We start from the raw sequence: 25,941 nt of genomic DNA, 5'->3' as shown, positions 1-25,941 counted from the left end.
TGCATTCTTGGAGCCTTCATACTTCCAAAACCCAGGAAATAACCTAAACCGGAAAGACCATTTACCGTGTATGGGTTAAGGGTAAAAATGATTTAATTTGCTTGTCTCGGATAATCTATAAAAATGATATTGGCAAGCTTATAACCTATAAAAGACTTAACATGTCTCAACATTCAAAGGAACAAATGCAGTACTTGGAACAATTGTTAAATCACGATGGGTATGTGCTGACAAATAAATTATTTTGGAAAATGGTAAACGGAAAACTGATAAAAACAAACAATAATGAAACAATAGTAAAATTTAGAACGAATGTAAGCAAATCGATTCTTGATCAGTTAGATATTTTAGCGGCAGATTATAATATCCCCAGGAATCATTTGATTCAAAATGGATTACAAAATTTATTAGATCAGGAACAATATATTTTCAATACAGAATCCAGACCAAAAGATCGAGTTCAGTATAAAACAACATATCATAATGAATTGTTAGATGACGTAAGAAGATTTGCCAAGAAGCATCGAGTGTCTATAAATGATGTAATTGAACATAGTGTTAAATTTATTGATGTTGCAAGTCATAAATAAGGGAAAAGAGGTTGTTTTTTTTATATTTTTTCTAGTAGACATAATATAAATTATCGGTAGTAAACTGTATTTCATCTCATATCCAAAGTATACTTTAAATAGTGAGACAAAAAACAAAAAACACAGGTCCTCAGAAACCTGTGCATACGAACGCTAATTATTTTAAATATTGTCTTGGTGTTCCGAAATACTGGATGGTCTTATATTTATGAATATACGAATCAATTTCCATATATATGGGCGCATCCAGGAGCCAAGGAACATGTGTATATAAACCTTTGTCCGCTTTCACCATCATGGAAATAGCCTTAGCCAGTTCTGCCTGCATTAGATGAAAATTATTCAGGCTGCCAAGATCAATTTTTCCGGTTAAAACATATTCGCCCAGCCTTGGCTTCCATTCTGCCGTAATAATTTTTTCTTTTTCAGCATTCAGGAGATCTGTTTCATATTTAAATCCAATTGCCAAATGGCAATTCATTTCACCAGTTGACATAATTAACGTATATTTCCTTCCGTCCACTGGATGGTATGCTGTCGCGGGAGGCAAGATGGCAACTGAAAATTGGTCATGCTGTAATTTTTCCATACGTCATCTCCCCCTTCCGGTTTCTTTGCGCTATTATATGACAAAGGCCCATAAGTGGTGATGACTTGATCAGTCGGCCATCAGTGCAACCATTAATGCTTTCTGTACATGAAGTCGGTTTTCCGCTTCCTCAAAGACAAGTGATTGCGGACCGTCAATAACATCTGAACTGACTTCCTCGCCTCGATGTGCAGGCAGGCAGTGCAGGAAGACTGCTTTGGGATCAGCTTCTGCCATTAGCCCGCTGTTCACCTGAAAATCTATAAAAGCTTTTAATCTTTCTTTTTGCTCAGCTTCCCAGCCCATGCTCGTCCATACGTCTGTATAAACGGCATCTGCACCATTCGCAGCAGCTTTCGGATCGTTTGTAACTTCTATCACAGCTCCAGTGTCGTTGGCGAATTCCTGGGCCTTTTTAACGATTGCCTGTTTCGGCTCGTAGCCTTTTGGAGCAGCTATAGAGCAGTTGACACCCAGTTTGGCGCAGCCGATCATCAAGGAATGAGCCATATTATTTCCGTCGCCTACATAAGCCAGTTTCTTGCCTTCCAGGCTTCCTTTTGCTTCATACAAAGTCATAAGGTCAGCCAACACTTGGCAGGGGTGGTAATCATCTGTCAAGCCGTTGATAACAGGTACACTGGAATTATTTGCGAGCTGCTCGACAGATTCATGGCTGTATGCCCTGATCATGATGCCGTCCACAAAACGCGATAAAACCTTTGCAGTATCCTCCACTGTCTCACCGCGCCCCATTTGGAGGTCATCTTTCCCTAAAAATAATGCATGGCCTCCCAATTGAAACATGCCGACTTCAAACGAAACACGGGTTCTCGTAGATAATTTTTCAAAAATCATTGCCAGGGTCTTGCCCTTTAAGTAATGGTGGGTTTCCCCCTTCTTTTGCATGTCTTTCAGCTTGATAGCATCCAGAATGATTTGCATGATTTCGTCTTTTGTAAAGTCCGCCAATGTAAGAAAATGCTTCCCTTTAAGTGAAACGGATGTCGCTGTCATGATGTCACCACGTCCTTTCTTATTTTTCCGAGCCAGCTTTGAAGCGATTTTGGCTCGCTGAATTGCTGTTTAATGGCAGTCAAATAGGTTTTAAACGTTTCAATTTCAGTTATTACTTGCAGTTGGGCAGCAGGAGCCAATTGCCTTTTTTGAACGGATGCCGGGCTTTTTCCAAGGCTCAATAAGACTGATCCGTTGCCGTTTTTAATCCAGTCCCCAAAAGAGATTCCCATTTTTTCCGTTACCATAATGGCATTTGATTCCGCCATTAATTTCTCAATGATCTTTTCATCCGTATTATCAGCATCCACATATATTTCCCGGCAGGCTTTTTGCTGCTGTGCTGCCAGTCTTTCGTTCCATACCATCGCTTTTGCAAGCGCCTCTTCCACCGTTTTGCCGATTCCGATCAGTTCCCCGGTGGATTTCATCTCGGGAGTAAGCTTAGGGTCCACCCCATCAAGCTTTCCAGTAGAAAAAACAGGATTTTTTATAGTATAAAAAGCCGGTTGATCCTGGTTTTTTATAGATAATTGCGATCCATTCAAAATGTTCACGCACTCATCGATCAACTTTATGCCTGTTATCTTGCTGACAATCGGGACAGTTCTTGAAGCCCTTGGGTTTACCTCAAGCATGTAAACCGTATCGTTGTAAATCACGAACTGGACGTTGAACAGCCCTTTGAATTGCAGCTTTTGGGCGACCTTTTTGGAGTATTCATTAACTGTTTCTTTTACCTTTTCAGTTACATTGATCGGCGGCGTGATCGTCATGCTGTCACCTGAATGGACCCCCGCTTTTTCAATATGTTCAAAAAAAGCTGGGATAAAAATGTCATTTCCGTCGGTCAAAACATCCACTTCAAGTTCCAGTCCCTTATAATAGGCGTCGATTAAAACAGGATATTCTATATTTTCAAGACAGCTATCCAACTCTTCTTGGCTGTCAATAATCAGCATTCCCTGGCCGCCGATCACATAGGATGGCCTTAATAAAACAGGAAAGCCGATGTCAGCCGTTTTTGATTTCAGATCGTCTTCATCGTAAGCAGTAATACCTGGAATATGAGGGATCCCAAGTTCTTTTAACAAGGAGTAGAATTTTTCACGATCTTCTACTGCATCAATTTGGTCCTGAGTGATGGAAAGAAGCGGAATACCGTTCTCAGCCAATTCATTCGCCAGATTAATGGCGGTTTGTCCGCCAAGCTGAACAATGACTCCATCCGGCTTTTCATATTCCAATATATTGAGTACATCCTCAATATGGAGAGGCTCAAAGTAAAGGCGGTCCGCAATTTGGAAGTCGGTGCTGACCGTACCTGGATTGTTATTGATCAAAATGGTCTCGAACCCGGACTCTTTCAGGGCCAAAGCTGCGCGTACTGTACAATAATCAAATTCGATTCCTTGGCCGATCCGTACAGGGCCTGATCCGATTATCGCAATTTTTTTCTTATTTTTGTCAGGGACAATCTGGTCGCCCTCTCCTCTCCAAGTTGAATAGAAATACGGGGCTGCTGCCATGAATTCACCGGCACATGAATCGACCATCTGGAATACAGGCTTGATTTCATGGTCTTTCCTTTTTTTTCTGATCTGGCCTAGAGATGTATCCCACACAGAAGCCAGCCACGCGTCGGAAAATCCATTTTCTTTTAGCTGCCGTAAAAACTCAGGGCTCACCCCAGCGAAACTTTCTTTCTTAGCCTTTTTTTCCATCTGAATCAGTTCTGTTAAAACATCTAGAAAATATGGGGTAATGCCTGTTTTTTCATGAATTTCTAGGCTTGATGCCCCTCTTCTTAAAAGCTCCAATATGGCGAAGAAACGGGTATCATCGGCGTGAATGATAGATTGCCAAAGCTCTTGATCGCTTTTATCGGAAAGTCCTTTTAGTTCCAGTCCATTTGTTTTTAACTCAAGGGATCTGACCGCTTTTTGCAAGGCTGCTGGAAGCAAGCGATCAATCGCCATGATTTCCCCTGTGGCTTTCATTGTCGTTCCAAGTTCCCTTTTGGCATCAGGAAATTTATCAAAGGCCCATCGCGGCATTTTTACGACCGTATAGTCGACAACCGGCTCCGAGCTTGCAAAGGTGCTTCCTGTCACGGGATTAATGATTTCGTGAAGATGATAGCCAAGCCCCAGTTTTGCGGCAATCCTTGCAATCGGATAGCCGGTCGCTTTGGATGCCAAAGCGGAAGACCTGCTTAATCTCGGATTTACCTCTATTAAATAATACTGATTTGTTTTCGGATCTTGCGCAAATTGGATATTGCAGCCGCCGATGATTTTTAAAGCCCTGATGATTTTGACTGCCGATTGGTACAAAGCATCAAATTGGGTATCAGTCAGCGTTTGCTGCGGAGCGAACACGATGGAATCCCCCGTATGGATACCGACAGGATCGAAATTTTCCATGCTGCAGATGGCAATACATGTATCATTGGCATCGCGGATCATTTCAAATTCGATTTCTTTGAAGCCGGCAATGCTTTTTTCAATCAGGCATTGGGTAATCGGGCTAGATTCAAGCCCTTTTTTTACTACTGAAAGCAATTCTTCTTCGTTATTGACGATGCCTCCGCCCCCGCCTCCCAGTGTGTAGGCCGGACGGATGATAATCGGATAGCCCTGCTTGTTTGCAAACGATAAAGCTTCTTCAACGGAGTGGATGATCTCACTGTTTGGAACGGGTTCTCCAAGTTCATGCATAAGGGCGCGAAAAGCCTCTCTGTCTTCTCCCTGAATGATGGATTCCGGCGTTGTGCCAAGGACCCGGATATTAAATTCTTCCAGATAGCCCTGCTTATATAAATCAACGGTCAAATTCAGGCCGGTCTGTCCTCCAAGAGTCCCGAGAATGCTGTCGGGTTTTTCTTTTTTGATGATCTCGACAATGCTATTCACTGTCAGCGGTTCAAAGTAGACCGTCTGGGCGAATTGTTCATCCGTCATGATGGTGGCGGGGTTGTTATTGACAAGGACCACCTCACACCCTTCTTCCTGAAGGGCGAGGCAGCCTTGCGTACCGGCATAATCAAATTCTGCCGCTTGCCCGATGACAATAGGCCCGGAACCGATCACAAGAACCTTCTTGATGTCTTTTCCCTTAGGCATAAACACGTGCTCCTTTGCTTTCGTTTACTGTTCTAAAGAAGTTATTAAAAATCAGTTCATTTAATGGGTTATTCATCTGTTCAGGATGGAATTGATATGTCGCAACCGGATATTGTTCGTGAACAAGGCCCTCTACTGTTCCGTCATGGACATTTTTAAAAGAAACGCGGAGGCCGTTTTGTTTTAAATTTTTCTCAGTGACTGTAAACCCATGGTTTTGGCTGGACATAAAGACTTTGTTTGAGCCCGGCTGAATGACAGGTTCTTTGAAATTCCGGTGGCCTGTAGGCATTTTTTCAATATTAGCCCCAAACGCAAGAGCGAGTATCTGATGCCCGAGTCCAAGCCCGATTGTCGGATATTTCATTGCCAGTTTTTTATATTCCGGGAAACATTTTTTCCATTGAAGCGGATTTCCGGGACCTCCTGAAAAAATGATCCCATCCGGTTTCAAAGCATTCACTGAGCTTATATCGATGTTGCTTGAAACGACGGTTACCTTATTGCCAGATTGGGAGAGTACCTGAATAAGTGATTTTTTATAGCCGAAGTTGATTATAACGATGTGTTTATTGCCATTTGGAATAATGTATTCCGTTCCGAAATCACCTTGAAGATCTTCCGTATGAGCGGATATACGGTTCGCTGTATGCTCTGATGAGATGATAGCAGGCATTTCGCCTTCTTTTTTCACTCTTTTAACCAAGGCTCTTGTATCCATACCTGTCAGGACAGGTACATTCTGTTTATAAAATATATCCAAGACATTTATGCCTTTTACATCAATGGGCATGGAGGCATCCTGCTGAGTGATGAACCCTCCGATTTGGATTTTGTCGCTTTCAAACATTGATTGATCCAAGTCGCTGTTTAAGACTCCGGGAAAAGTGGCAATGACAATTTTCCCTTTATTGGCCGGATCTGTTATGAACTCTTGGAATCGTGCCATTCCTGTAAAATATATCAGCTCTCCGATGTGATCTTTTGGTTTGCCTTGCCACTGTCCGGTGAACTTTTCACCATTAGCGAGTATTAAGGATCCTTTCATTTTTTCCTCTCCCCGCTTTCGTATTTTTATTTCATTTTATGCATTTTTATGCAATCGGACCTAAAAAAATTAGATATTCTTCTGGAAAATATCAACCGCTTCATCAATCTCTTCAATCGAAACAGTTAATGGAGGGAGCATCCGTATCACGTTCGGGCCTGCGTTTAAAACGAGCAGCCCCTCTTCCCTCAACTTTGCCAGCCGTCCGCTGACATCATCCGAAAATTCAATTCCTACCATGAGGCCTTTATGGCGGATGTCAACCATGCCATTCTGCATGCTCGATGATAGCTTTTGAACCAAATAATCGCTCTTCTTATCGACATCCGAAAGGAAATCCTCATTAAAAATGATTTTTAGCACTTCATTTGCTGCAGTCATGGCCAGCGGCCCTCCGCCAAAAGTTGTTGCATGGCTGCCCGGAGTAAAAGCTGATTTCAATTTTGCCTTGCCGATCATCGCACCGACAGGAATACCATTGCCAAGGCCTTTTGCTGCTGTGATGATGTCCGGCGATAGATCAAAATGCTGGTAGGCAAAAGGCTTCCCTGTTCTGCCTATACCCGTTTGTACTTCATCTATAATCATTAGTACATCCTTTTCTTTACAGATGCTTTCAACTTCCTTCAGAAAATCCTTCTCCGCTGGAAGGACCCCTCCTTCACCTTGGACGACTTCGAGCATAATGGCAGCTGTTTCGCCATCCACCTCATCCTTTAATGCGTTGACATCATTAAAAGGAATGTGAACGAAAGTTTCAAGCATTGGACCAAATCCTGTTTTTACCTTTTCCTGTCCCGTTGCAGCGATCGTTCCCAGGGTGCGGCCGTGGAATGATTGCAAAAAGGTGATGATCTTTGATTTTCCTGTATATTTTCGGGCTAATTTGATTGCGGCTTCGTTTGCTTCCGCACCGCTATTCGCAAAGAAAACGGCGTCTCCGGAAGAATGTTCGGTAAGCTGCATGGCCACTTGTTCCTGAAGGGAGCTTTGAAAAAGATTGGATGTGTGCCAAAGCTTGTTCAGTTGTTCCTGGACCGGCTTAACAACGTCAGGGTGACAATGACCCAAATTACAAACTCCAATTCCCGAAGTGAAATCTAAATATTCCTTGCCATTTATATCGATAACCTTCGTTCCGTTTCCCGAAACGAGTTCGACATCCCATCTGGCATATGTGTTGAATAAGTGTGACATTTAATATGCGGCCTCCAATTCTTTGTATATCGTCGTTCCAATGAGTTTTTCCCCGTTGAGCAGGCTGTTTTTCCCGCTGACAATCATTACATTGGACATACCGCCATCCAAACTGTCGATGGCTGCCATCACTTTTGGAACCATTCCTCCAGTAATTGTGCCGTCATCTATAAGATTTAAAATATCGGGAACTGTTGCGTTTTCTATTAAGTTTTTTTCCTTTAAAACGCCGGGAACATCCGTGACAAATAAGAGTTTGCTGGCTTTTAATGCCACTGCGATGCTTCCCGCAGCCGTGTCAGCATTAATATTGTAACAAGATGCACCATCAATGCCCGCTGCCAAAGGTGAAATGACAGGAATGACTCCCATGGAGATGATATTAAAAAGGAAGTCACTGTTTACTTCTGTAATTTCCCCGACAAATCCCAAATTTTCGAAATCCTTCGCCTTGGCTTTTAGAAGAGAGCCGTCAAAACCTGTCATCCCGAGGGCAGGAAGCTGGTGTTTTTCCAAGTTTCTTACAAGCTTATTCGTCATGGAACCTGATAAAACCATTTCAACTACATCCATTACTTCCGAAGTAGTTTTTCTTAATCCGTTGTTAAACTCACTTTTAATCTCTAATTCTTCCAGCATTTGATCGATGGCCGGCCCTCCGCCATGTACAATGACTGGATGAAAGCCCCTATCCTTTATCGTTTTGATGCTTTTATAAAAATCATCGGAGAGCGAACTGATCATGCTCCCTCCGCATTTGATTACAATAATATCTTTCATTGCTTGTCATCCTCCATGAATTATGGATAAACAGGCGTAAAATGCAGTCCCGCAGTTTCATCCAAACCGCATAGGATATTGGCATTTTGAACAGCCTGGCCTGCAGCGCCTTTCATAAGATTATCGATGACCGATACGATGGTCACCCTCCCTGTCCGCGTGTCCATTCCAATACCCATATCACAAAAGTTGGAGCCGTAAACTTCCTTAGTGGCCGGAAAAATGCCATTTTTTCGAACCCTTATAAACGGCTCATCTTTATAAAATTCGTTATAAATCTCATTTATTTCTTCTTGGCTGCTATCAAACTTCAATGAAACATAGATAGTCGCCATAATTCCCCTTGTCATAGGGACCAGATGAGTATTAAATGTAATTGGAGATTCATAGCCCCAGCCTGAAAGCATTTGTTCAATCTCCGGAATATGCTGGTGGGCATTCACTTTATATATTTTAAAATTTTCATTTAGTTCATTGTAAATAGTCTGGAAAGATGCCGTTTGCCCTGCTCCTGATACACCTGATTTTGCATCTATGATAACCGATCCATCTACGATGAGACCTTGCTGCAAAAGCGGTGCCAGTCCAAGAAGCGCGGCGGTCGGATAGCATCCCGGATTTGAAATGAATTTTGTATCCTTGATGGATGAGCGATTAAGCTCAGGAAGGGCGTAAACAGCCTGGTCTACCCATTCCTGCGGTGCCGGCGTTTTTTTATACCAATCTTTGTAATCGTTGATGTCCTTTAACCTAAAATCCCCGGAAAGATCAATGACTGTACAGCCTTCCTTTAAAAGCAACGGTGCAATTTCCGCCGATACCCCTGAAGGAGTTGCCAGGAAGACGATGTCGGTTTTTTTGCAATGGCTGCCGGATCAATCTCCTCCAATGTCATTGGCACAATATCTGTTAAATGTGGATAATGATCCACAATGCTTTTTCCCTGCTGTGATGACGAATAGACCGATTCAATTTGAAATTTTGGGTGAGATTGCAAGATTCTGAGCAGTTCAGCTCCTCCATATCCCGTTGCTCCAATAACCCCTGCTTTCACTTACAACCACTCCTTGCTTTAAACTTGCCGTTAACAATTCCGTTTAATTTGAAGATGTAATTTATTATACTATGTATAAAAATTAATTCAATAGTATATTTATAACTTATTAGAAAAAAGGGATAAATGATTAAGAAAAGAGCAAGGCGCGCAGCCTTAGATGACAAGCACGAGGAGAATTTTGATGAGGCAGTTCTTCAGCCGCCACAGCAAAACGGCTGATTTCAATCACTTCGTGAGATACATCACCGAATATNAAAACGGCTGATTTCAATCACTTCGTGAGATACATCACCGAATATGCTTCATGCAGCTTTGCGACGAGGTGAACTTAGCCGGTGCCGCAGGAGCAAATTCCTCCTGAATGGGCTTCCTGGCTGCCTTGATCCTTTCGCCGATGGCGCCTGGAGCTGGACAAATAATAGCTTCTTTTGAAGAAAATTTTTATATCAGGTTATAGACAAAAGCGGAAACGCCTCTTATATAAAGTTGTATAACTATTTAAAAGCCTGATCATCCCAATCAGGCTTTTTGAAAGGTTTTATTGAACGCCGAATGCTAAGAAAACTACACAGTCCTTTACTGTTTTAAAAACAACATCGCTGTTTGTGCATAGATTCTCGACGCTTCTATTAATTCATCCAGCTCTATATATTCATCAATTTGATGTGGGATATGGCGGTCACCCGCTCCTGTTGTAACAATCGGAATTCCCGCAAGATGCAGAAATGTTCCGTCGGTAGCACCCGGGACACCATTAAAAATTGGTTCTTTTCCAGTTACGGTACGGTAGGATTGCACACTTGCCTTCACAATGGGATCGTCCAAATCCGTTTCCGTCCAAGGCCGACTTTCAATCACCTCAATTTCCGCCATAAAATCCTCGTCTTTTGAAGCCAATTCCGCTAAAATATTCTCGATATCTGCACGAAGCTGATCATGATCCTGTCCGGGAACGGTCCGTATATCAAGTGTACTGTAACAATGGTCAGGGATGACGTTGATTTGCGGCTCTCCTTTTTCAGGGCCCAAAATCACCGTCGGCGTGATGCTTGGCCAACCTAAATATTTGTGCTCTCCGACACGCTCCTTCTCCCGTTTCTCGAGCTCCATTAGTTTACAGATCACTTGTGCCATTCTCGTGTTCGGATTGATTCCGGCAAGCGGCATGGCGCCATGTGCCATTTTTCCATAAGTGTGAATGACCGCCCTCATCGCCCCTTTTTGAGTAATGCAAATTTGATTTTCCTCCGGTTCACAGATGATGGCGCCATCCACCCCGTTCGCCCAGCCGCGTTTAATGAAATGCTTGATGCCAATCATCATGCCTTCCTCATCACAAGGGACACACAAAATAATTTTCCCTTTCCATTTTATATTACTTCTTTTAATTGCATGGACCGCTGCAATTGCCGCTGAAAGATTTCCTTTTGTATCGTTCGTCCCTCTTCCGTACATTCTGTTTCCTTCAATCACCGCTCCAAACGGGTCGTAACTCCAGGAGTCCCGGTCTCCTTCTGTTACTACATCGGTATGCCCTTCAAACAAAATTGTTTTTCCGGGTCTGCCAGAATCAAGAATGCCAATAACATTGGGACGCCCCTTGACAACCTCTTCGATATAAACCTCAAGTCCCATTTCCTTCAGATAATCATAAACAAATTGTGCTGCTTTACTTTCATTTGCCTGAGGGTCCTGAGGGCGGTAAACACTTGGAATCCGTACTAGCGCTTGCGTTAAATGGATGACTTCCTGATCATCAACATAATCATATACAGCCAACCAAACCCCTCCGTATTATTGCATTTTTGGTAAACTCCTATACGCGGTAATTCCGCCGATGCTTTCAGCCGTTTTCACCGCATTGATCACCGCTTGCTCCATCACACTAGCCGCCAGTCCGCCAATGACATCAACAGGGACTTTTTCTCCCCCTGTTCCAACAGCAAAAATGGCATCGCCATCAAACATTGTATGAGCTGGAAAAATGGTTCTCGCATACCCATTTTGTGCCATTTGTGCCACCTTCGTTGCCTCTGCCTTCGACAACTCCGCATTCATTGCTACCACCCCGATAGTGGTATTTGATCCAGCAGAAATTGAAGGTTGATAGTTTTGCTTAAGTAGTTCGATACTGTCAAGAAGCTTTCCCTGTTGATAAGGACCGGCTACTATTTCTCCTGTGGAAGGTTCGCGAACATCCCCGGCAGAATTAACCGCCACTATTGCACCTATGACAACCCCATTATCCAAACGCAGCGAGGCGCTGCCAAGTCCGCCTTTCATACAGAAGTCATAACCGGCCAATTTACCAATGGTAGCGCCGCAGCCTGCTCCAACATTTCCGGTTGCGAAATTCCCTTTCGTTGCCGCTTTGGCTGCTTCATACCCCATTTGTTTATCCGGCCTCAACTTTGAGTCCCCAACTGAAAGGTCAAACAGCACGGCAGCCGGAACAATTGGAACTTTTGCAACCCCCACATCCAGCCCGATTTCCCGTTCCTCTAAATACTTCATGATCCCGGAAGCGGCGTCTAAGCCAAACGCGCTGCCTCCACTCAAACAGATGGCATGAATCTTATCAACCAGATTAATAGGATTTAGAAGATCTGTTTCCCGGGTACCGGGAGCAGACCCTCTTACGTCTACTCCCCCCACCGCACCGCCTTCAAAAAGAATCGCGGTACAACCAGTCAGCGCTTGTTTGTTTTCTTTATTGCCCACTTTTACTCCGGGCACATCCGTGATTTGATTATGCATTTCCTATATATCCACATCCTTGGAAATCTTTGATTTATTACTTTTTCTGCCAATCTGCTTCCAAGCCAAAACAACCGCCAATGTAACAATCGTACCGACAATCGCCTCGGGTATCCCATTCGTAATTCCAACCGTCCAAGCTACTCCCGGTGTTAAATAATTCCGCAAAACAGCCATGATTAACACCAGTACAGTATTGGTCAATGTGCCGATAAATGCAGCCACTGCCACTGCCAAGTATTCACTTTTACGACGCAGACCAGCATATACGAGCCATGCGGCAACACCAATAAACAGGCGTGGTAAAATGGCCACCAGCGGATCTTTGAATAGAGGAACCGTTGCGTTGAGGAAGGAAGATATCCCGAAAATGGCTCCTACTATTAAGCCGACAACCGGCCCCTGCATTATTCCGCCGATGATCGCGGGGATATGCATAATAGTGGCATTCCCGGCGGCAGTCGGGACAGGAATGTACCCTAACCGTGTGACACCCAAAAGGATCGCCACTGCACCTAATACACCAGCAATAACAATATCGCGAACTGATAACTTCCTCATTATAAACCTCCCCTTTTTGGTCATGAATTAAATTGGAAAAGGATAAAACAGCAACAAAAATGCGAATAACAAGCCGATTGCCAACACCAGATAATCCTTTGCCATTGCTCTATATACGGAGAAGGTGGTTCGTTCACCGCCAGGAGTATAGCAGCGTGATTCCATTGCCAGAATCAGATCCTCGGCCCTTGATAGAGCAATATTAAATAACGGAACAATAATGGGAAACATTTCTTTTGTTCTTTGGATGATTCTCCACCAACCGCCGTTGCCAAACTCCGCTCCCCTGGAGGCTTGTGCTTTCATCATTTTTTCCATTTCGATTGCGAAGGTTGGCACAAATCGGATTGAAATGGTGGTAATCAGTGAGATTTCATGGACTGGAAACTTTATTTTCTTTAAAGGGCTTAATAAACTTTGTATGGAGTGGGTTAATTCTGTGGTGGAAGTTGATAAGGTGAGTACACTGCTTAAGAAAATGATTTCAATAAAACGAACAGCCGAGACAACCACCAAGCGGATGCTCTCACTTGTAATTAAGATAAAGCCAAATTTGAAATAAACTGTCCCTCCTGAAAAGATTTGACCTTGAAAGAGCAACTGCAAGACTGCCAGGATGATGATAAAGGGAATCGCCGGCTTTACACCCGAAAGCCCGTATTTGATCGGTATTTTAGACACCCGGAATAAATAAAGCGACAGAATTAAACCAATGGCATTTCCGATATAACTTGTATTCAAGGCGATTGCCAATACAAGAAACACAAAGGCAAGGAGCTTTATTCGCGGATCCAGGCGATGAATAAACGAGCCTGTCGGTACATATTGGCCAATAGTAATATTACGGGAAATATCAAATTCGCTGGACATATTGTGAACCCTCCTTGTTTCCGGCAATAACCTTCATTACTTCGTACGCTGCTTCTGTAATCGAGAATGCATTCGTATTCACCTGATATCCAAGATCCGATAAACGATATAGAATTTGCACCGTTTCCGGAGTCCCAATTTGATGCCTTATCAGTTTTTTCTTATCTGTAAAGATTTCTTTCGGGGTGCCTGTCAAAACAATGCCTCCATCCGCCATTACATAGATCCGGTCGGCAAGCCTTGCTACCTCTTCCATATTGTGTGAAACAAAGATGACCGTTAACTTTTCTTCCTTGTTTAATCGATTGATTTTTTCAAGCAGTTCATTTCTTGACCTCGGATCTAGGCCTGCTGTCGGTTCATCCAGGACCAATATTTTTGGCTTTAGCGCAAGAATCCCGGCCAATGCGACTTTTCGCTTTTGCCCGCCGCTTAAGGCAAAAGTTTGTCTGTCCTTCATTTCCTCAAAGTCCAACCCAACAACCGACATCGCCCATTTAACGCGTTCTCTCACCTCCTTTAGAGGGAGCCCCATCTTAAAAGGCCCATAGGCAATATCATCACCAATGATTTTTTCAAAAATTTGATCCTCAGGGTTTTGAAACACGAGACCCACTTTCTGCCTGAGCTTCTTCAAATCAACATGTTTCTCTGATAAATCCTCTCCATCGATAATGACTTTTCCTGATTCCGGCCTCATCAGCCCATTTAAGTGCTGAATCAATGTCGATTTCCCCGAACCAGTATGGCCAATAATGGCAATGCATTCCCCTTGTTCTACCAATAGATTTGCTCCCTTTAACGCTACATGCTCCATCGGCGTTCCTTTCATATACGTATGGGTCAGGTTTTTAACCTCTATGATTGGCCTTTTTATCATGAGCCCACCTCCCCACTGGAAAATTTAACGACTTCTCCAATCAACCCCTTTTCATGGATGATGTCATTTGAAAAGAAGCTAAATTTGCTGTGAATGATTTCGGCTATCTGGCTGACTGGGGGGACATCCAACTGAAGATTCTCCAATTCTTGCTTATGTTTAAAAATTTCCCTTGGTGGTCCATCCATGACAATTTGTCCTTCTTCGATCACCATAATCCGATTTGCCTCTGCTGCTTCCGACATGTGGTGAGTAACCGTGACAATCGTCATTCCCTTTTCGTTCATTTCTCTCATAACCCGCAGAACTTCTTTCCTGCCAAAACTGTCGAGCATGCTCGTTGCCTCGTCAAAAACAATACAATCCGGCTGCATCGCCAGCACGCCGGCAATGGCGACTCGCTGCTTCTGGCCTCCGGATAGATGATGGGGGGGCCTTAGCCTATATTGCGACATTTGGACGACATGCAAAGCTTCATCGACACGTCTTTTCATTTCTTCTCTTGGTACACCAATATTCTCGAGGCCAAATGCAACGTCTTCCTCCACAATCGTCGCGACAATTTGGTTATCTGGGTGTTGAAAAACCATTCCGACTGTTTTGCGAATCTCCCTCTTCTTCGTGGCATCTTGCGTATTATAGCCGTGTACCCAAACATCCCCTGTTTCAGGAATTAAAATCCCGTTTAAATGTTTGGACAGCGTGGATTTTCCGGATCCATTGTGGCCAATGATCGCCACATATTCGCCGGGAAAAATCGAAAACGAGACACCCTTTAGAACGGGGACGGAGTTTTTTTCATTGATTTTGTAGGAAAACGATACATCTTCAACACGAATAATAGGTTCCATTTTGTTCTCCTTCCGTTATATCGATTATATGCCGCGTCCTCCATCAATATTTAAGATCTCCCCCGTGACAATCTTTGAAAGATCGGAAGCCAGATAAAGGGCCCCTTGAGCAATGTCTTCCGGTTCAATTAACATGCCCAATGGAACACTGTCTTGAAAAATCCTTTTCATTCCCTCTTCTTTATCTGTCTCATCTCCAACCAGGAATTGACCGATCATTGGTGTGTTGGCAGGGCCGGGATTGATGACATTCACTCTAATTTGAAAAGGAGCCAACTCCAATGCCAATGCTTTGGTCAGCATGATGGCAGCCCCTTTCGAGGCACAATAAGCATTTAAACCAGGCCTTGCTCTGATCCCGGCGATGGAAGCTATATTTACGATACTTCCACTCTTTTGCTTCTTCATGAAGGGTACTGCATATTTGGCCATCAGAAAAATAGATTTTGAATTTACATTCATAATGGCATCCCATTGCTCCATCGTTAATTCTTCAATGGAAGTGAAGGATTGGGGAACTCCGGCACAGTTCACGACTATATCCAGGCCGCCATAAGCAGCCACTGTTTTGGACACTAAACTGTCAACATCAGATTCACTGGCCACATCGGCTTGGATCGTTTGTACACGCTGATGTGCGGCCGTATCAGCCGTTGTTTTGGCAGACTCATCATTTATATCCGCAATTGTTACATTCGCCCCTTGTTTGGCAAATAAATGGGCAATCGCTTTTCCCATTCCTGAACCTGCACCTGTAACAATTGCCGTTCTTCCCTTTAATAGACTCATAACGAATCCCCCTTATAAAGGTGGTTTATAGATTATGGCCAACAGCCAATTGGGCCATTTTAGAGATGATTGCATCTCCCATTTCAACGGTGGTTGCTGTCCCGCCGAGGTCAGGTGTCCTAATATTTCCATCAACTAAAACAGCTTCAATCGAGTCCACTATGAGTTTGCCAATATGATCATGACCGAGATGATCCATCATGAGACCAATACTCCAAATGGATGCAATTGGATTGGCAATGCCTTTTCCGGCTATATCGGGAGCCGATCCATGAATCGGTTCAAACATCGATGGGTAAGCCCGCTCCGGATTGATGTTCCCGGATGGCGATATGCCCAATCCCCCGACAATCGCTGCGCCCAAATCAGTAAGAATATCGCCGAACAAATTGCTGCCTACGACTACATCGAACTCCTCCGGCCGGGAAACAAAGTAAGCGGCAAGGGCATCAATATGATAGAGTTGGGTTTTAATGCCGGGATAATTGCCGCTGATTTCTTTCACCAGTTCATCCCAGAATGGCATGGTAAAATTAATGGCATTGGATTTGGTAGCTGCCGTAAGACTTTTTTTCTTTCTTTTTTCAGCCAAAGTAAAAGCATAGTTTAAAATTCTTTCCATTCCGAATCTTGTAAATACGCTGTTTTGCATAGCCAATTCATAGGGGGTTCCCTCATGAACGCGCCCGCCGCTATTGAAATATTCTCCTTCGGTATTCTCCCGAATGACCACAAAATCAAGATCCTCATGGTTTTTATAGCGCAACGGACTTTCCATTCCTCGAAGCAGTTTAATTGGCCGCAAATTGACATACTGTTGAAATTTCTGGCGAATCGGCAGGATTAGTTCCCAAACAGAAATGTAATCAGGCACGGTCTTTGCTCCAACAGCCCCAAAAAGGATCACATCAAAATCTTTTAAAATTTCCAGACCATTTTCAGGCATCATTCTGCCGTTTTTGAGATAATAATCACAACCCCATTCGAAATGTTCACTGTAAAATTTCATACCGCCATGAAGCTCCTCTACCTTTTTTATCATTTTTAGAGCTTCATTGGTGACCTCCGGACCAATGCCATCGCCCGGTATAACTGCCATTGAAAAAAACTGCACATGTTTCACTCCTTTCATTTTCTGTTTTCTAACCCTGTATGAGGATTTACTCGTTACTTTTAATTTTGATCGCGATATTTTTTAATTGTGTATAATTTCGCAATGCCTCAACGCCTTTTTCACGGCCGATACCGCTCTTTTTATAACCCCCGAATGGAAGTTCAACTCCGCCTGCTGCTCCGTAGTCATTGATAAAAACCTGACCACTTTTAACTTTCCCGGCGATTCTGTGCGCCCGGGAAATATCATTGGTCCAGATTCCTGTTACAAGGCCATATGGAGTGCCATTTGCAAGTTCAATCGCTTCATTTTCCGTTTCAAATTCAAACACCGTCAAGACAGGGCCAAAAATCTCCTCTTGCGCAATTTCACTGGTTCGGGAAACGTTTTCAATGATGGTTGGTTCAAAGTAAAACCCCTTATTTAAATGTCCCCCTGTCGCCCGCTTGCCGCCAATCACAATCCGGGCGCCTTCTTCCTTTGCTCTTTTAACCATGGCCATGATCCGCTCAAATTGCTTTTGGGAGATAATTGGCCCCAACTCACTGTCATTTACCCCTGGGCCAATCTTTATTTGCCGCATTTTCTCAGTTAATATTCCGAGCAGCTTATCCTTTATCGTGGAATGAACCAGTAATCTGGAGCCAGCCGAACACGTTTGGCCGGCATTCTGAATAATCGATCGCAGCACCCATGAAACCGTTTCTTCAAGATCGCAGTCAGGAAATACAATATGCGGCGACTTGCCTCCCAACTCCAGTGTGACCGGGATAATATTTTTTGCAGCCGATATCATCACGCTGGCTCCTGTGGCGGCTGAACCGGTGAAGGTGACGTGATTGACATCAGGATGATTCACAAGGGCAGCTCCAGCCTCCTCACCATAGCCAGTGACAACTTGAAGCGCATGTTTCAGTACATCAATCTCCGAGAAGATCTCGGCCAGTTTTAATGCCGATAAAGGGGTATCTTCAGCAGGCTTAACAACGACCGTATTTCCAACAGAAATAGCTGCTGCTACACCCCTTGATGTAATTTGCAGCGGATAGTTCCAAGGAATAATCTGCGCACAAACACCCATTGGTTCACGCACCGTGTAGTCAATAATATTTGGTGCTACAGGGATTGTTTCACCAAAAAACTTGTCTGCAACCCCTGCATAATACTCAAAATAGCGAGCTCCACTTTCTACATCACTTCTCGCTTGGGCCAGCGGTTTTCCCGTATCCATTGTTTCAACCATTGCTATCTCTTCTATCCTTTCACGCAATTTGCACGCCACTTCGTAAAGTGCATGGCCCCTTACGCTCGGCCTCAAGGATTGCCATTTCGGTGATTCAAAGGCTTGTTTAGCCGCCGAGACAGCCAACTCAACATCTTCTTTCCCCGCCCTGGGAACTCTGTCTATCTCCTCTTGATTTGCAGGATTATATACGGATAAAAACTCTCCTGAAACAGCATTTGTCCATTGAGTATTCATGTACATCTTCATTATCTGCAACTCCTTTCGAACCGGCCTTTATTCAAATGAAATGGAAACAGTCTTGGTTTATGTGATTGCAAGTTTTATGCCAAAACCAAATATTCAAAATAGACAGAGAAAAACAGGGCAGCCCAGCCCTGTTTTTCTATTGACGTTTTATAAATGCAACATTTGATTGCATTTTGAAACATCATAATTTATATTCTTTCATTTTTCTCCATAAGGTTGAACGATCAATTCCAAGTGATTGAGCTGCTAATGTTTTGTTATTCCCATACCTTTCCAGTGTCGTCAGGATGAGTTCTCTTTCCTTATTTTTTATGCTGCCTTTCATGTCATGGTCCTGCGTGTTCCTCCTCCTGTTTATTTTTTCTATAAGAAATTTTGCATCTTTTAGCCTTAACACCGCTCCTTCTTCAAGTACCACCATCCGCTCTATGGTATTTCTTAATTCGCGAATATTGCCAGGCCAGTCGTATTTCTGAAATAAACAAAGTAATTCCTTTTCAACTGTTTCAATTTTGATTTTTCTTTTATCGTTATATTCCTGTATAAACGATTCCACCAGCTTTGGGGTATCTGCCAGCCGCTTGCGCAAAGGGGGCAATTCCAAAGATAAAACATTTAAACGATAATATAAGTCAGCGCGAAATTGCTTTTGTTCAACCGCTCCTCTAAATTTCGATTGGTTGCAGTAATGATGCGGACATCTACCGGAATAATCCGTTCGCCTCCCACACGCCTGATCGCTCTTTCTTCAAGAACCCTTAACAAGAGCGCTTGAATACGCAAGGAAATTTCACCGATTTCATCTAAAAAAAGTGTGCCTCCATGGGCCAGTTCAAACAAGCCAGGCTTACCATCTTTTAGTCCTCCTGTAAAGGTGCCTTTTTCATAACCAAACATTTCACTTTCGAGAAGGTTTTCCGGCAATACGGCACAATTCACCGCGACAAATGGTCCAAGTGCACGGCTGCTTGCGGAATGAATTCCTTGGGCGAACAATTCCTTGCCAGTTCCGGACTCACCGGTAATCAAGACCGTAGACTCCGTTCCAGCAAATTTCCTTGCCAGATTTACCGCCTCTCTTATTTCAGAAGTATCTCCAATAATATCACTTAAGCGATACTTGGCTTCCAGTCCGTGGCGATGAAGTTTTCTGCGCAGCTGCAATTCGATTTTCTGAATGTCGGTAATTTCTTTAAAGTTGGAAACGGCTCCGACAATTTTTCCTTTAACGATAACAGGAGAACGGTTAATGACCACTTGGCGGCCGCCGATTGTCGCAATATCATTCCTTTCAATCTCTCCTTTCTCCAAAATCCGGATCATATCGGATTGCGGAATAAACTCAGTAATGTTTCTTCCCTTCATTTCCGCTTCTACGCCGAGGAGGATTTTCGCATGTTCGTTCACAAGCTTAACCTTCCCGTTCCGATCAATGGCAATCACCCCATCATGCGTTGAATGGACAATGGCATCAACCTGGTATCTTTCTCTTAAATGTTCCTCCGTTAAAGCCACTAACGAACCGGCTGTTTGTAAAAAGGGTATCAAAGAGATAAACGTCGGTTTAATAAAATGAATATTTTTCATACTAGGGTTGGGAATAAACCCTTTTAGCCAAATTGGTGTTAAATACATCATGCTGGAATTTAGCGCTGAAGTCTGATTTTCGGTTAGATAGGACATGTGAAAAGCTTTATTCGTATAAGAATGTTTCAACCACGCTATTTCTTCGTCTGAGGCAATAAAAGTGAGTTCCTTTATATCTGGAGATTCGGCCTTCATCCATCTTTCGATATCGTCAGCATTGAGGTGAATGGGGATAACCGGAAAAGAAAGGTCTGCTAATTCTTTTCGAAAAATTGCCGGAGTGATAATTACCATCGGGTTCATGATTTGATCCAATATCGAATTAATCGAATAAAAACTGACGACTTCATATCCCATTTCTGTTAACAACTGTTTTATTTGGCCTTCGTAGACATCATTCATTTTAAAAAGAGCTATCATACTATCATTCCCCCAAAATGAGGTTTTTGCTGCTCCTGATATAAAATATTCTATACATACTGCAAAATCCCTTTTTAGTTTGGGATTCTAAAATATCACCAATCAGAAAATAAACATCAACTTCTTTTAAAAAACACGTAAAAAGACAGTCCCAAGCTAAAGGACTGCCTTTCACTATTATGAAGTTTCGATTTCAGGGTCGATCCATATTTCAATAATATGGCCGCTTTCTTTTTCGTTAATGATAAATGAACCGTTTGAATAGCGGTCGTTGAACCTTAATTGGGAAGGAAGAATTTTTTCGATATTGCCGCGGTCGGTCTGTATATTTATAGGCCGGTCATCGTTTGTTAGTTTAAATCCCGAGACTCTGTGAGGATTGCTTTTCAGCTCTCTCAGCATGACTACGCCCCGTTTGGCACGTCCGCTCTTTTCAAATTCTGACAGCTTTATCTTCTTGACAGCGCCCCGGTTCGTTGCAATGAATACTGCCGGACTGTCTTCTTCATAGAAGACTTCTCCGCCAACGACGAAATCTCCGTCCACCAAATTCATTCCGATGACACCAAGTGCACGTACGCCTATGGGGTTTACCTCTGATTCATCGAAATAGACCCCATAGCCAAGATGTGTTGCCATAAATATATTGCAATTGCCGTCGGTAATATGTACATCGACGACAGCGTCATCAGCCCGCAAGTTGATGGCGACGAGCGGCCGGGAATACCTCTGCACCTGATAAAGCTGAAGGGAACTTTTTTTCACCATGCCGTTTTTTGTGACAAAAAACAGGTATTGTTCCTCTTTAAACTCTTTGACCGATATTGCTTTGATGATTTCTTCATCCTGGTTGATCGGTACAATGCCGGAAATATGCTGCCCGAGATCTTTCCAGCGGATGTCCGATAACTCATGGACAGGCAAATAAATGTAGTTGCCTTTATCGGTGAAGAGAAGCAGTGTATCGGCCATATTCAATTCTTCCTGAAGCAGCAGCCTGTCCATTTCTTTCATAGCCAAGTCCTGGCCATTGGATGCTGAATAGGACCGGATGCTGGTCCTTTTTACATAACCATCCTTTGTCACCGTAACGATTACGTCTTCATTCGGTATTGTGACTTCCAGATTGATTTTAATTTCCTCTATCTTATCTTCAATGACCGTCCTGCGTTCATCAGCATATTTTTTCTTGACGTCTTTCAATTCTTTCTTAATGACACTTAATAATTTTTTCTCGCTTTCCAAAATAGCGGTCAGCTGTTTGATTAATGCGTTTAACTGCTCGGCTTCCTTTTGCAATGCGGTGATATCCGTATTCGTCAAACGGTACAATTGCAAAGAAACAATGGCTTCGGCCTGCTTTTCCGAAAAATCAAATCTCTTGATCAAGTTGTCCTTTGCATCCCGCTTATCCTTTGAAGCCCGAATCGTTGCAATGACTTCATCAAGAATGGAGAGAGCTTTCATCAGTCCTTCAACGATATGCTGACGCTCAAGCGCTTTTTCCAAGTCATATCGGGAACGGTTTGCAACGACTTCTTTCTGGTGCTGAATATAGGAGTCAAGCAGGTCCAGTATGCCCATCAGCTTCGGCCTTTGATCCTTGATCGCCACCATATTAAAATTGTATGTGACCTGAAGATCGCTGTTTTTAAACAAGTAATTCAGTATTCCTTCAGCATCGGCTTCCCGCCTCAATTCGATGACGATTCGAAGCCCTGTCCGGTCTGTTTCATCACGGACTTCCGAAATTCCTTCCAGCTTTCTGTCCAGGCGGAATTCATCAATCCTTTTTACGAGGTTCGCTTTATTGACATCATACGGAAGCTCGTGTATGACAATTTGCTGTCTTCCCCCCCGGATCGGCTCAATATCTGTCTTGCCCCTTACGACAATTCTCCCTTTTCCGGTTTCGTAGGCTTTTTTTATTCCATCTATCCCTTGAATGATGCCGCCTGTTGGAAAATCCGGACCTTTGATTGCAGTCATTACTTCTTCCACTGAGCAAGCCGGCTTTTCAATCCTCATGATGACGGCTTCGATGACTTCTCCTAAATGATGGGGAGGAATGTCGGTCGCATAACCTGCGGAAATCCCAGTAGATCCATTGACCAGCAGGTTGGGGAATCTTGCCGGAAGGACTGTCGGTTCAGAGGAGGTATCATCAAAGTTAGGAATGAAATCTACAGTATTTTTGTCGATGTCCCTTAGCAGCTCCGCAGACAGTTCGGAAAGCCGGGCCTCCGTATACCTCATGGCAGCCGGAGGATCTCCATCAATGCTTCCGTTGTTGCCGTGCATTTCAACAAGAAGATTACGCACTTTCCAGTCTTGGCTCATCCTGACCATCGCGTCATAAACAGGAGTGTCACCGTGGGGATGGTAATTCCCGATTACATTTCCCACTGTTTTTGCCGATTTCCTAAAGCCTTTATCTGCCGTATTCCCATCTGTATGCATTGCGTATAAAATTCTTCTTTGTACGGGTTTTAATCCATCACGCGCATCCGGAAGGGCCCGGTCTTGAATAATGTATTTACTGTAACGGCCAAATCTGTCGCCAAGCACTTCTTCAAGGGGCAAATCTTGAAATCTTTCTGCTGTACTCATGAAATTGCAGATCCCCCTTCTGATGTGATATTTTCATTCTCTAATATATTCGTATCTTCCTGCATGCCGAATTGGACATTTTTCTCAATCCACTTCCTGCGGGGTTCAACTTTATCACCCATTAATGTCGTCACCCGTTTTTCCGCGCTTGCCGCATCATCGATAAGGACCCTTATGAGCGTTCTCGTTTCAGGGTTCATTGTCGTTTCCCACAGCTGGTCCGGGTTCATCTCTCCAAGACCTTTATAACGCTGAAGCATGAAGCCTTTACCGACCTTCTTTGTCACTCCGTCCAATTCTTCATCAGTCCATGCATACTCAATCACTTCTTTTTTGCCTGTACCCTTGCTCACTTTATAAAGGGGAGGAAGGGCAATGAATACTTTCCCCGCCTCAATCAAAGGCTTCATATAGCGATAGAAGAACGTCAACAGCAGCACTTGGATATGGGCGCCGTCTGTATCGGCATCTGTCATGATGATCACTTTATCGTAATTGACATCATCAATATTGAAGTCTGGTCCCACTCCGGCGCCGATTGTATGGATGATCGTATTGATTTCTTCATTCTTAAAAATATCTTCAAGCTTTGCTTTTTCCGTATTGATGACTTTTCCCCTTAGAGGAAGAACCGCCTGGAACCGCCGGTCACGCCCTTGTTTGGCAGATCCCCCTGCCGAATCGCCTTCGACGAGATAGAGCTCGTTTTTATTCGGATTTTTTGATTGCGCGGGAGTAAGTTTTCCAGACAATAAAGCATCTGTCCGTTTTTTGCGTTTTCCGCTGCGGGCATCCTCCCTCGCTTTTCTGGCTGCTTCTCTTGCCTGGGCAGCTTTGATTGCTTTTTTTACTAGCAGGGAACTGATGGCTGGATTTTCTGCAAGAAAATAAGATAAATGCTCCGAAACAGTTGTATCAACGGCCGATCTTGCTTCTGCCGTACCCAGCTTCCCTTTTGTCTGGCCCTCGAATTGCAGCATATCTTCCGGAACACGAACCGAAACGATAGCGGCGAGGCCTTCCCTGATATCGGTTCCTTCGAGGTTCTTATCCTTTTCTTTCAGCATTCCATTTTTACGGGCAAATTCGTTAAATACTCTCGTTATGGCTGTCTTTGCCCCTACTTCGTGAGTGCCACCGTCTTTAGTTCTGACATTGTTTACAAAAGACAGGATATTCTCTGAAAAGCCATCGTTAAACTGGAAGGCAAATTCCACTTCTATGCCTCCCGCTTTCCCTTCTATAGAAACAACCGGATGAAGGACATCCTTCTCCCCGTTCAAATATTCTACAAAGGCTTCTATGCCATTCTCATAATGGAAGACCTCCTGCTGATCGTTCCTTAAATCGATGAGTTCAATTGTAAGTCCTTTTAGCAAGAAAGCCGACTCCCTTAAACGGCTGCTCAACACTTCGTAATTAAAAGAAGTGACACTAAAAATAGCCGGGTCCGGCTTAAAATGAATTGTGGTCCCTGTTTGTCTGGCCGTCCCCAAACGTTCAAGTGTCGTTTCCGGCATCCCGCCATCGCGGAATCTTTGTTCGTAAACATATCCGTCTCTTTTAATCGTTACTACAAGCCATTCGGAAAGTGCGTTTACAACCGATGCACCGACTCCATGAAGTCCGCCGCTCGTTTTATAACCCCCTTGCCCAAACTTCCCTCCTGCATGCAACACAGTCAGAATAACTTCAGTTGTGGGTTTTCCCGATTGGTGCATGCCGGTAGGCATGCCCCTTCCCTTGTCTTCAACACTCACACTGTTATCTTTATGAATTTTAACGATGATCCGATCGCCGAATCCTGCCAGGGCTTCGTCCACCGCGTTGTCAACTATTTCATAAACAAGGTGATGCAGGCCGCGCGCATCCGTTGATCCGATGTACATCCCCGGCCGCTTCCTGACAGCCTCCAGCCCCTCCAATATCTGGATGGAGTCATCATTATAATCAGTCATTGTCATATTTTCAGCCATAATCGCTCTCCCTTCATAGGGCCTATAACCGCCATTGAAACATTTGTTCGTAACACTACTATACCATATTTACCAAAGCATGTCTTATTGTATATCCCAATGATCCCTTTTGGCAAATGCGAAAAAAAACAAGCGCCGGCTGCGCTTGTCTTTATCGTGTCAATGAATGTTCAACCTTGATACAGCGGTTCATAATGACTGTATGCCCTCTGTCTTTCAAAAAACGGTATGCTTCCTCATTTTCTACGCCAAGCTGGGCCCAAAACACATCTGCATCGATTTCATCGAACTCTTTTGCAAGATCCGGCAGGTATTCGGAGCGCCTGAATATGTTTACTATATCAACATGTCCATCAATATCCTTTAAAGAGCCTACAGCTCTAACACCAAAGACTTCATCGACATTCGGATTGACCGGGATGATGTCATATCCGGCTTCTTTCATTGCCTCCGATACACTGTAAGATGTCCGCTCAGGATTGTCACTCAGTCCCACAACAGCGATCCGCTTTGCCTTTTTTAAAATTTTACCTATTTCATCCCTGGTTGGATTTTCGATTGCCATAATTAGCCTCCTTATATTGTTTCTCTTTACACTATCGTATGCCACTATTTCCTTTCATGCAAGCGC

Annotated in this window: 21 protein-coding genes and 1 pseudogene; 1 reads left to right on the top strand and 21 read right to left on the bottom strand. The window is 43.6% G+C overall.

Annotated elements, in window-relative coordinates; all coding sequences use genetic code 11:
• Positions 1 to 194: 194 nt before the first annotated feature.
• Positions 195 to 590 carry an rRNA methyltransferase gene (locus tag D4N35_RS11485; protein WP_235870372.1) on the top strand — a complete coding sequence of 132 codons (396 nt, stop codon included), beginning with the start codon at positions 195 to 197 and terminating at the stop codon, positions 588 to 590.
• A gap of 157 nt (positions 591 to 747) precedes the next feature.
• Here D4N35_RS11485 and D4N35_RS11480 read toward each other — a convergent pair whose 3' ends face one another.
• From D4N35_RS11480 to D4N35_RS11385, 21 genes and pseudogenes are all read right to left on the bottom strand, one after another.
• Positions 748 to 1,179, bottom strand: coding sequence for a staygreen family protein (locus D4N35_RS11480; protein ID WP_120073681.1), 432 nt, complete (start codon positions 1,177 to 1,179; stop codon positions 748 to 750).
• 69 nt (positions 1,180 to 1,248) lie between these two features.
• The gene (gene argF, locus D4N35_RS11475) at positions 1,249 to 2,196 is read right to left on the bottom strand and encodes an ornithine carbamoyltransferase (protein WP_120073679.1); all 948 of its coding nucleotides are present in this window, start codon (positions 2,194 to 2,196) and stop codon (positions 1,249 to 1,251) included.
• The gene (gene carB, locus D4N35_RS11470) at positions 2,193 to 5,321 is read right to left on the bottom strand and encodes a carbamoyl-phosphate synthase (glutamine-hydrolyzing) large subunit (protein WP_120073677.1); all 3,129 of its coding nucleotides are present in this window, start codon (positions 5,319 to 5,321) and stop codon (positions 2,193 to 2,195) included. The genes argF and carB overlap by 4 nt, the downstream gene beginning before the upstream one ends.
• Positions 5,314 to 6,369, bottom strand: a complete 1,056-nt coding sequence (locus D4N35_RS11465) for a carbamoyl phosphate synthase small subunit (RefSeq protein WP_120073674.1) — start codon at positions 6,367 to 6,369, stop codon at positions 5,314 to 5,316. The genes carB and D4N35_RS11465 overlap by 8 nt, the downstream gene beginning before the upstream one ends.
• A gap of 69 nt (positions 6,370 to 6,438) precedes the next feature.
• Positions 6,439 to 7,566, bottom strand: coding sequence for an acetylornithine transaminase (gene argD, locus D4N35_RS11460; protein ID WP_120073672.1), 1,128 nt, complete (start codon positions 7,564 to 7,566; stop codon positions 6,439 to 6,441).
• Positions 7,567 to 8,346, bottom strand: a complete 780-nt coding sequence (gene argB, locus D4N35_RS11455) for an acetylglutamate kinase (protein ID WP_120073670.1) — start codon at positions 8,344 to 8,346, stop codon at positions 7,567 to 7,569. It abuts the gene before it with no gap.
• A 20-nt stretch (positions 8,347 to 8,366) separates the two neighbouring features.
• Positions 8,367 to 9,400: pseudogene (argC, locus tag D4N35_RS11450) on the bottom strand (N-acetyl-gamma-glutamyl-phosphate reductase).
• A 579-nt stretch (positions 9,401 to 9,979) separates the two neighbouring features.
• On the bottom strand, positions 9,980 to 11,182 hold the full coding sequence (locus D4N35_RS11445) for a M20 family metallopeptidase (RefSeq protein WP_120073668.1): 1,203 nt from the start codon (positions 11,180 to 11,182) through the stop codon (positions 9,980 to 9,982).
• 15 nt (positions 11,183 to 11,197) lie between these two features.
• Positions 11,198 to 12,160 (bottom strand): P1 family peptidase, encoded by a 963-nt coding sequence (locus D4N35_RS11440; protein ID WP_120073666.1) that lies wholly within the window; start codon positions 12,158 to 12,160, stop codon positions 11,198 to 11,200.
• A 3-nt stretch (positions 12,161 to 12,163) separates the two neighbouring features.
• Positions 12,164 to 12,721 carry an ECF transporter S component gene (locus tag D4N35_RS11435; protein WP_390615229.1) on the bottom strand — a complete coding sequence of 186 codons (558 nt, stop codon included), beginning with the start codon at positions 12,719 to 12,721 and terminating at the stop codon, positions 12,164 to 12,166.
• A gap of 27 nt (positions 12,722 to 12,748) precedes the next feature.
• Positions 12,749 to 13,591 (bottom strand): energy-coupling factor transporter transmembrane component T family protein, encoded by an 843-nt coding sequence (locus tag D4N35_RS11430; protein WP_120073664.1) that lies wholly within the window; start codon positions 13,589 to 13,591, stop codon positions 12,749 to 12,751.
• On the bottom strand, positions 13,575 to 14,471 hold the full coding sequence (locus tag D4N35_RS11425) for an energy-coupling factor transporter ATPase (protein WP_430722757.1): 897 nt from the start codon (positions 14,469 to 14,471) through the stop codon (positions 13,575 to 13,577). The genes D4N35_RS11430 and D4N35_RS11425 overlap by 17 nt, the downstream gene beginning before the upstream one ends.
• The gene (locus tag D4N35_RS11420; RefSeq protein WP_120073662.1) at positions 14,468 to 15,322 is read right to left on the bottom strand and encodes an energy-coupling factor transporter ATPase; all 855 of its coding nucleotides are present in this window, start codon (positions 15,320 to 15,322) and stop codon (positions 14,468 to 14,470) included. Before D4N35_RS11420 ends, D4N35_RS11425 begins: the two co-directional genes overlap by 4 nt.
• Positions 15,323 to 15,346: 24 nt before the next feature.
• Entirely contained in the window at positions 15,347 to 16,111 is a 765-nt protein-coding gene (locus tag D4N35_RS11415; RefSeq protein ID WP_120073660.1) for an SDR family NAD(P)-dependent oxidoreductase, read from the bottom strand.
• A gap of 25 nt (positions 16,112 to 16,136) precedes the next feature.
• The gene (locus D4N35_RS11410) at positions 16,137 to 17,225 is read right to left on the bottom strand and encodes a tartrate dehydrogenase (RefSeq protein WP_120073658.1); all 1,089 of its coding nucleotides are present in this window, start codon (positions 17,223 to 17,225) and stop codon (positions 16,137 to 16,139) included.
• A 46-nt stretch (positions 17,226 to 17,271) separates the two neighbouring features.
• Positions 17,272 to 18,717 (bottom strand): aldehyde dehydrogenase family protein, encoded by a 1,446-nt coding sequence (locus D4N35_RS11405; RefSeq protein ID WP_208646298.1) that lies wholly within the window; start codon positions 18,715 to 18,717, stop codon positions 17,272 to 17,274.
• A 181-nt stretch (positions 18,718 to 18,898) separates the two neighbouring features.
• Positions 18,899 to 19,306 (bottom strand): AAA-type ATPase lid domain-containing protein, encoded by a 408-nt coding sequence (locus tag D4N35_RS18425; protein WP_235870371.1) that lies wholly within the window; start codon positions 19,304 to 19,306, stop codon positions 18,899 to 18,901.
• A gap of 26 nt (positions 19,307 to 19,332) precedes the next feature.
• Positions 19,333 to 20,724, bottom strand: a complete 1,392-nt coding sequence (locus D4N35_RS11400) for a sigma-54 interaction domain-containing protein (protein ID WP_235870370.1) — start codon at positions 20,722 to 20,724, stop codon at positions 19,333 to 19,335.
• A gap of 177 nt (positions 20,725 to 20,901) precedes the next feature.
• Positions 20,902 to 23,334: a DNA topoisomerase IV subunit A gene (gene parC, locus D4N35_RS11395; RefSeq protein WP_120073653.1), complete on the bottom strand. Its 2,433-nt coding sequence runs from the start codon at positions 23,332 to 23,334 to the stop codon at positions 20,902 to 20,904.
• Complete coding sequence (gene parE, locus D4N35_RS11390; RefSeq protein WP_120073651.1) at positions 23,331 to 25,310, bottom strand: DNA topoisomerase IV subunit B; 1,980 nt, start codon at positions 25,308 to 25,310, stop codon at positions 23,331 to 23,333. The genes parC and parE overlap by 4 nt, the downstream gene beginning before the upstream one ends.
• 151 nt (positions 25,311 to 25,461) lie before the next feature.
• Positions 25,462 to 25,875: a CoA-binding protein gene (locus tag D4N35_RS11385; protein WP_120073649.1), complete on the bottom strand. Its 414-nt coding sequence runs from the start codon at positions 25,873 to 25,875 to the stop codon at positions 25,462 to 25,464.
• Positions 25,876 to 25,941: the final 66 nt, after the last annotated feature.

The sequence above is a fragment of the Siminovitchia fortis genome, from assembly GCF_003605365.2.
GTDB lineage: Bacteria > Bacillota > Bacilli > Bacillales > Bacillaceae_C > Siminovitchia > Siminovitchia fortis.
This window is presented reverse-complemented; position numbering and strand designations above follow the sequence as displayed.

Coding starts and splice junctions, on each gene's coding strand:
- D4N35_RS11480 (WP_120073681.1), bottom strand. CDS start 1,179: ATGGAAAAATTACAGCATGACCAATTTTCAGTTGCCATCTTGCCTCCC.
- argF (WP_120073679.1), bottom strand. CDS start 2,196: ATGACAGCGACATCCGTTTCACTTAAAGGGAAGCATTTTCTTACATTG.
- carB (WP_120073677.1), bottom strand. CDS start 5,321: ATGCCTAAGGGAAAAGACATCAAGAAGGTTCTTGTGATCGGTTCCGGG.
- D4N35_RS11465 (WP_120073674.1), bottom strand. CDS start 6,369: ATGAAAGGATCCTTAATACTCGCTAATGGTGAAAAGTTCACCGGACAG.
- argD (WP_120073672.1), bottom strand. CDS start 7,566: ATGTCACACTTATTCAACACATATGCCAGATGGGATGTCGAACTCGTT.
- argB (WP_120073670.1), bottom strand. CDS start 8,346: ATGAAAGATATTATTGTAATCAAATGCGGAGGGAGCATGATCAGTTCG.
- D4N35_RS11440 (WP_120073666.1), bottom strand. CDS start 12,160: ATGCATAATCAAATCACGGATGTGCCCGGAGTAAAAGTGGGCAATAAA.
- D4N35_RS11435 (WP_390615229.1), bottom strand. CDS start 12,721: ATGAGGAAGTTATCAGTTCGCGATATTGTTATTGCTGGTGTATTAGGT.
- D4N35_RS11430 (WP_120073664.1), bottom strand. CDS start 13,591: ATGTCCAGCGAATTTGATATTTCCCGTAATATTACTATTGGCCAATAT.
- D4N35_RS11425 (WP_430722757.1), bottom strand. CDS start 14,471: ATGATAAAAAGGCCAATCATAGAGGTTAAAAACCTGACCCATACGTAT.
- D4N35_RS11420 (WP_120073662.1), bottom strand. CDS start 15,322: ATGGAACCTATTATTCGTGTTGAAGATGTATCGTTTTCCTACAAAATC.
- D4N35_RS11415 (WP_120073660.1), bottom strand. CDS start 16,111: ATGAGTCTATTAAAGGGAAGAACGGCAATTGTTACAGGTGCAGGTTCA.
- D4N35_RS11405 (WP_208646298.1), bottom strand. CDS start 18,717: ATGAAGATGTACATGAATACTCAATGGACAAATGCTGTTTCAGGAGAG.
- D4N35_RS11400 (WP_235870370.1), bottom strand. CDS start 20,724: ATGATAGCTCTTTTTAAAATGAATGATGTCTACGAAGGCCAAATAAAA.
- parC (WP_120073653.1), bottom strand. CDS start 23,334: ATGAGTACAGCAGAAAGATTTCAAGATTTGCCCCTTGAAGAAGTGCTT.
- parE (WP_120073651.1), bottom strand. CDS start 25,310: ATGGCTGAAAATATGACAATGACTGATTATAATGATGACTCCATCCAG.
- D4N35_RS11385 (WP_120073649.1), bottom strand. CDS start 25,875: ATGGCAATCGAAAATCCAACCAGGGATGAAATAGGTAAAATTTTAAAA.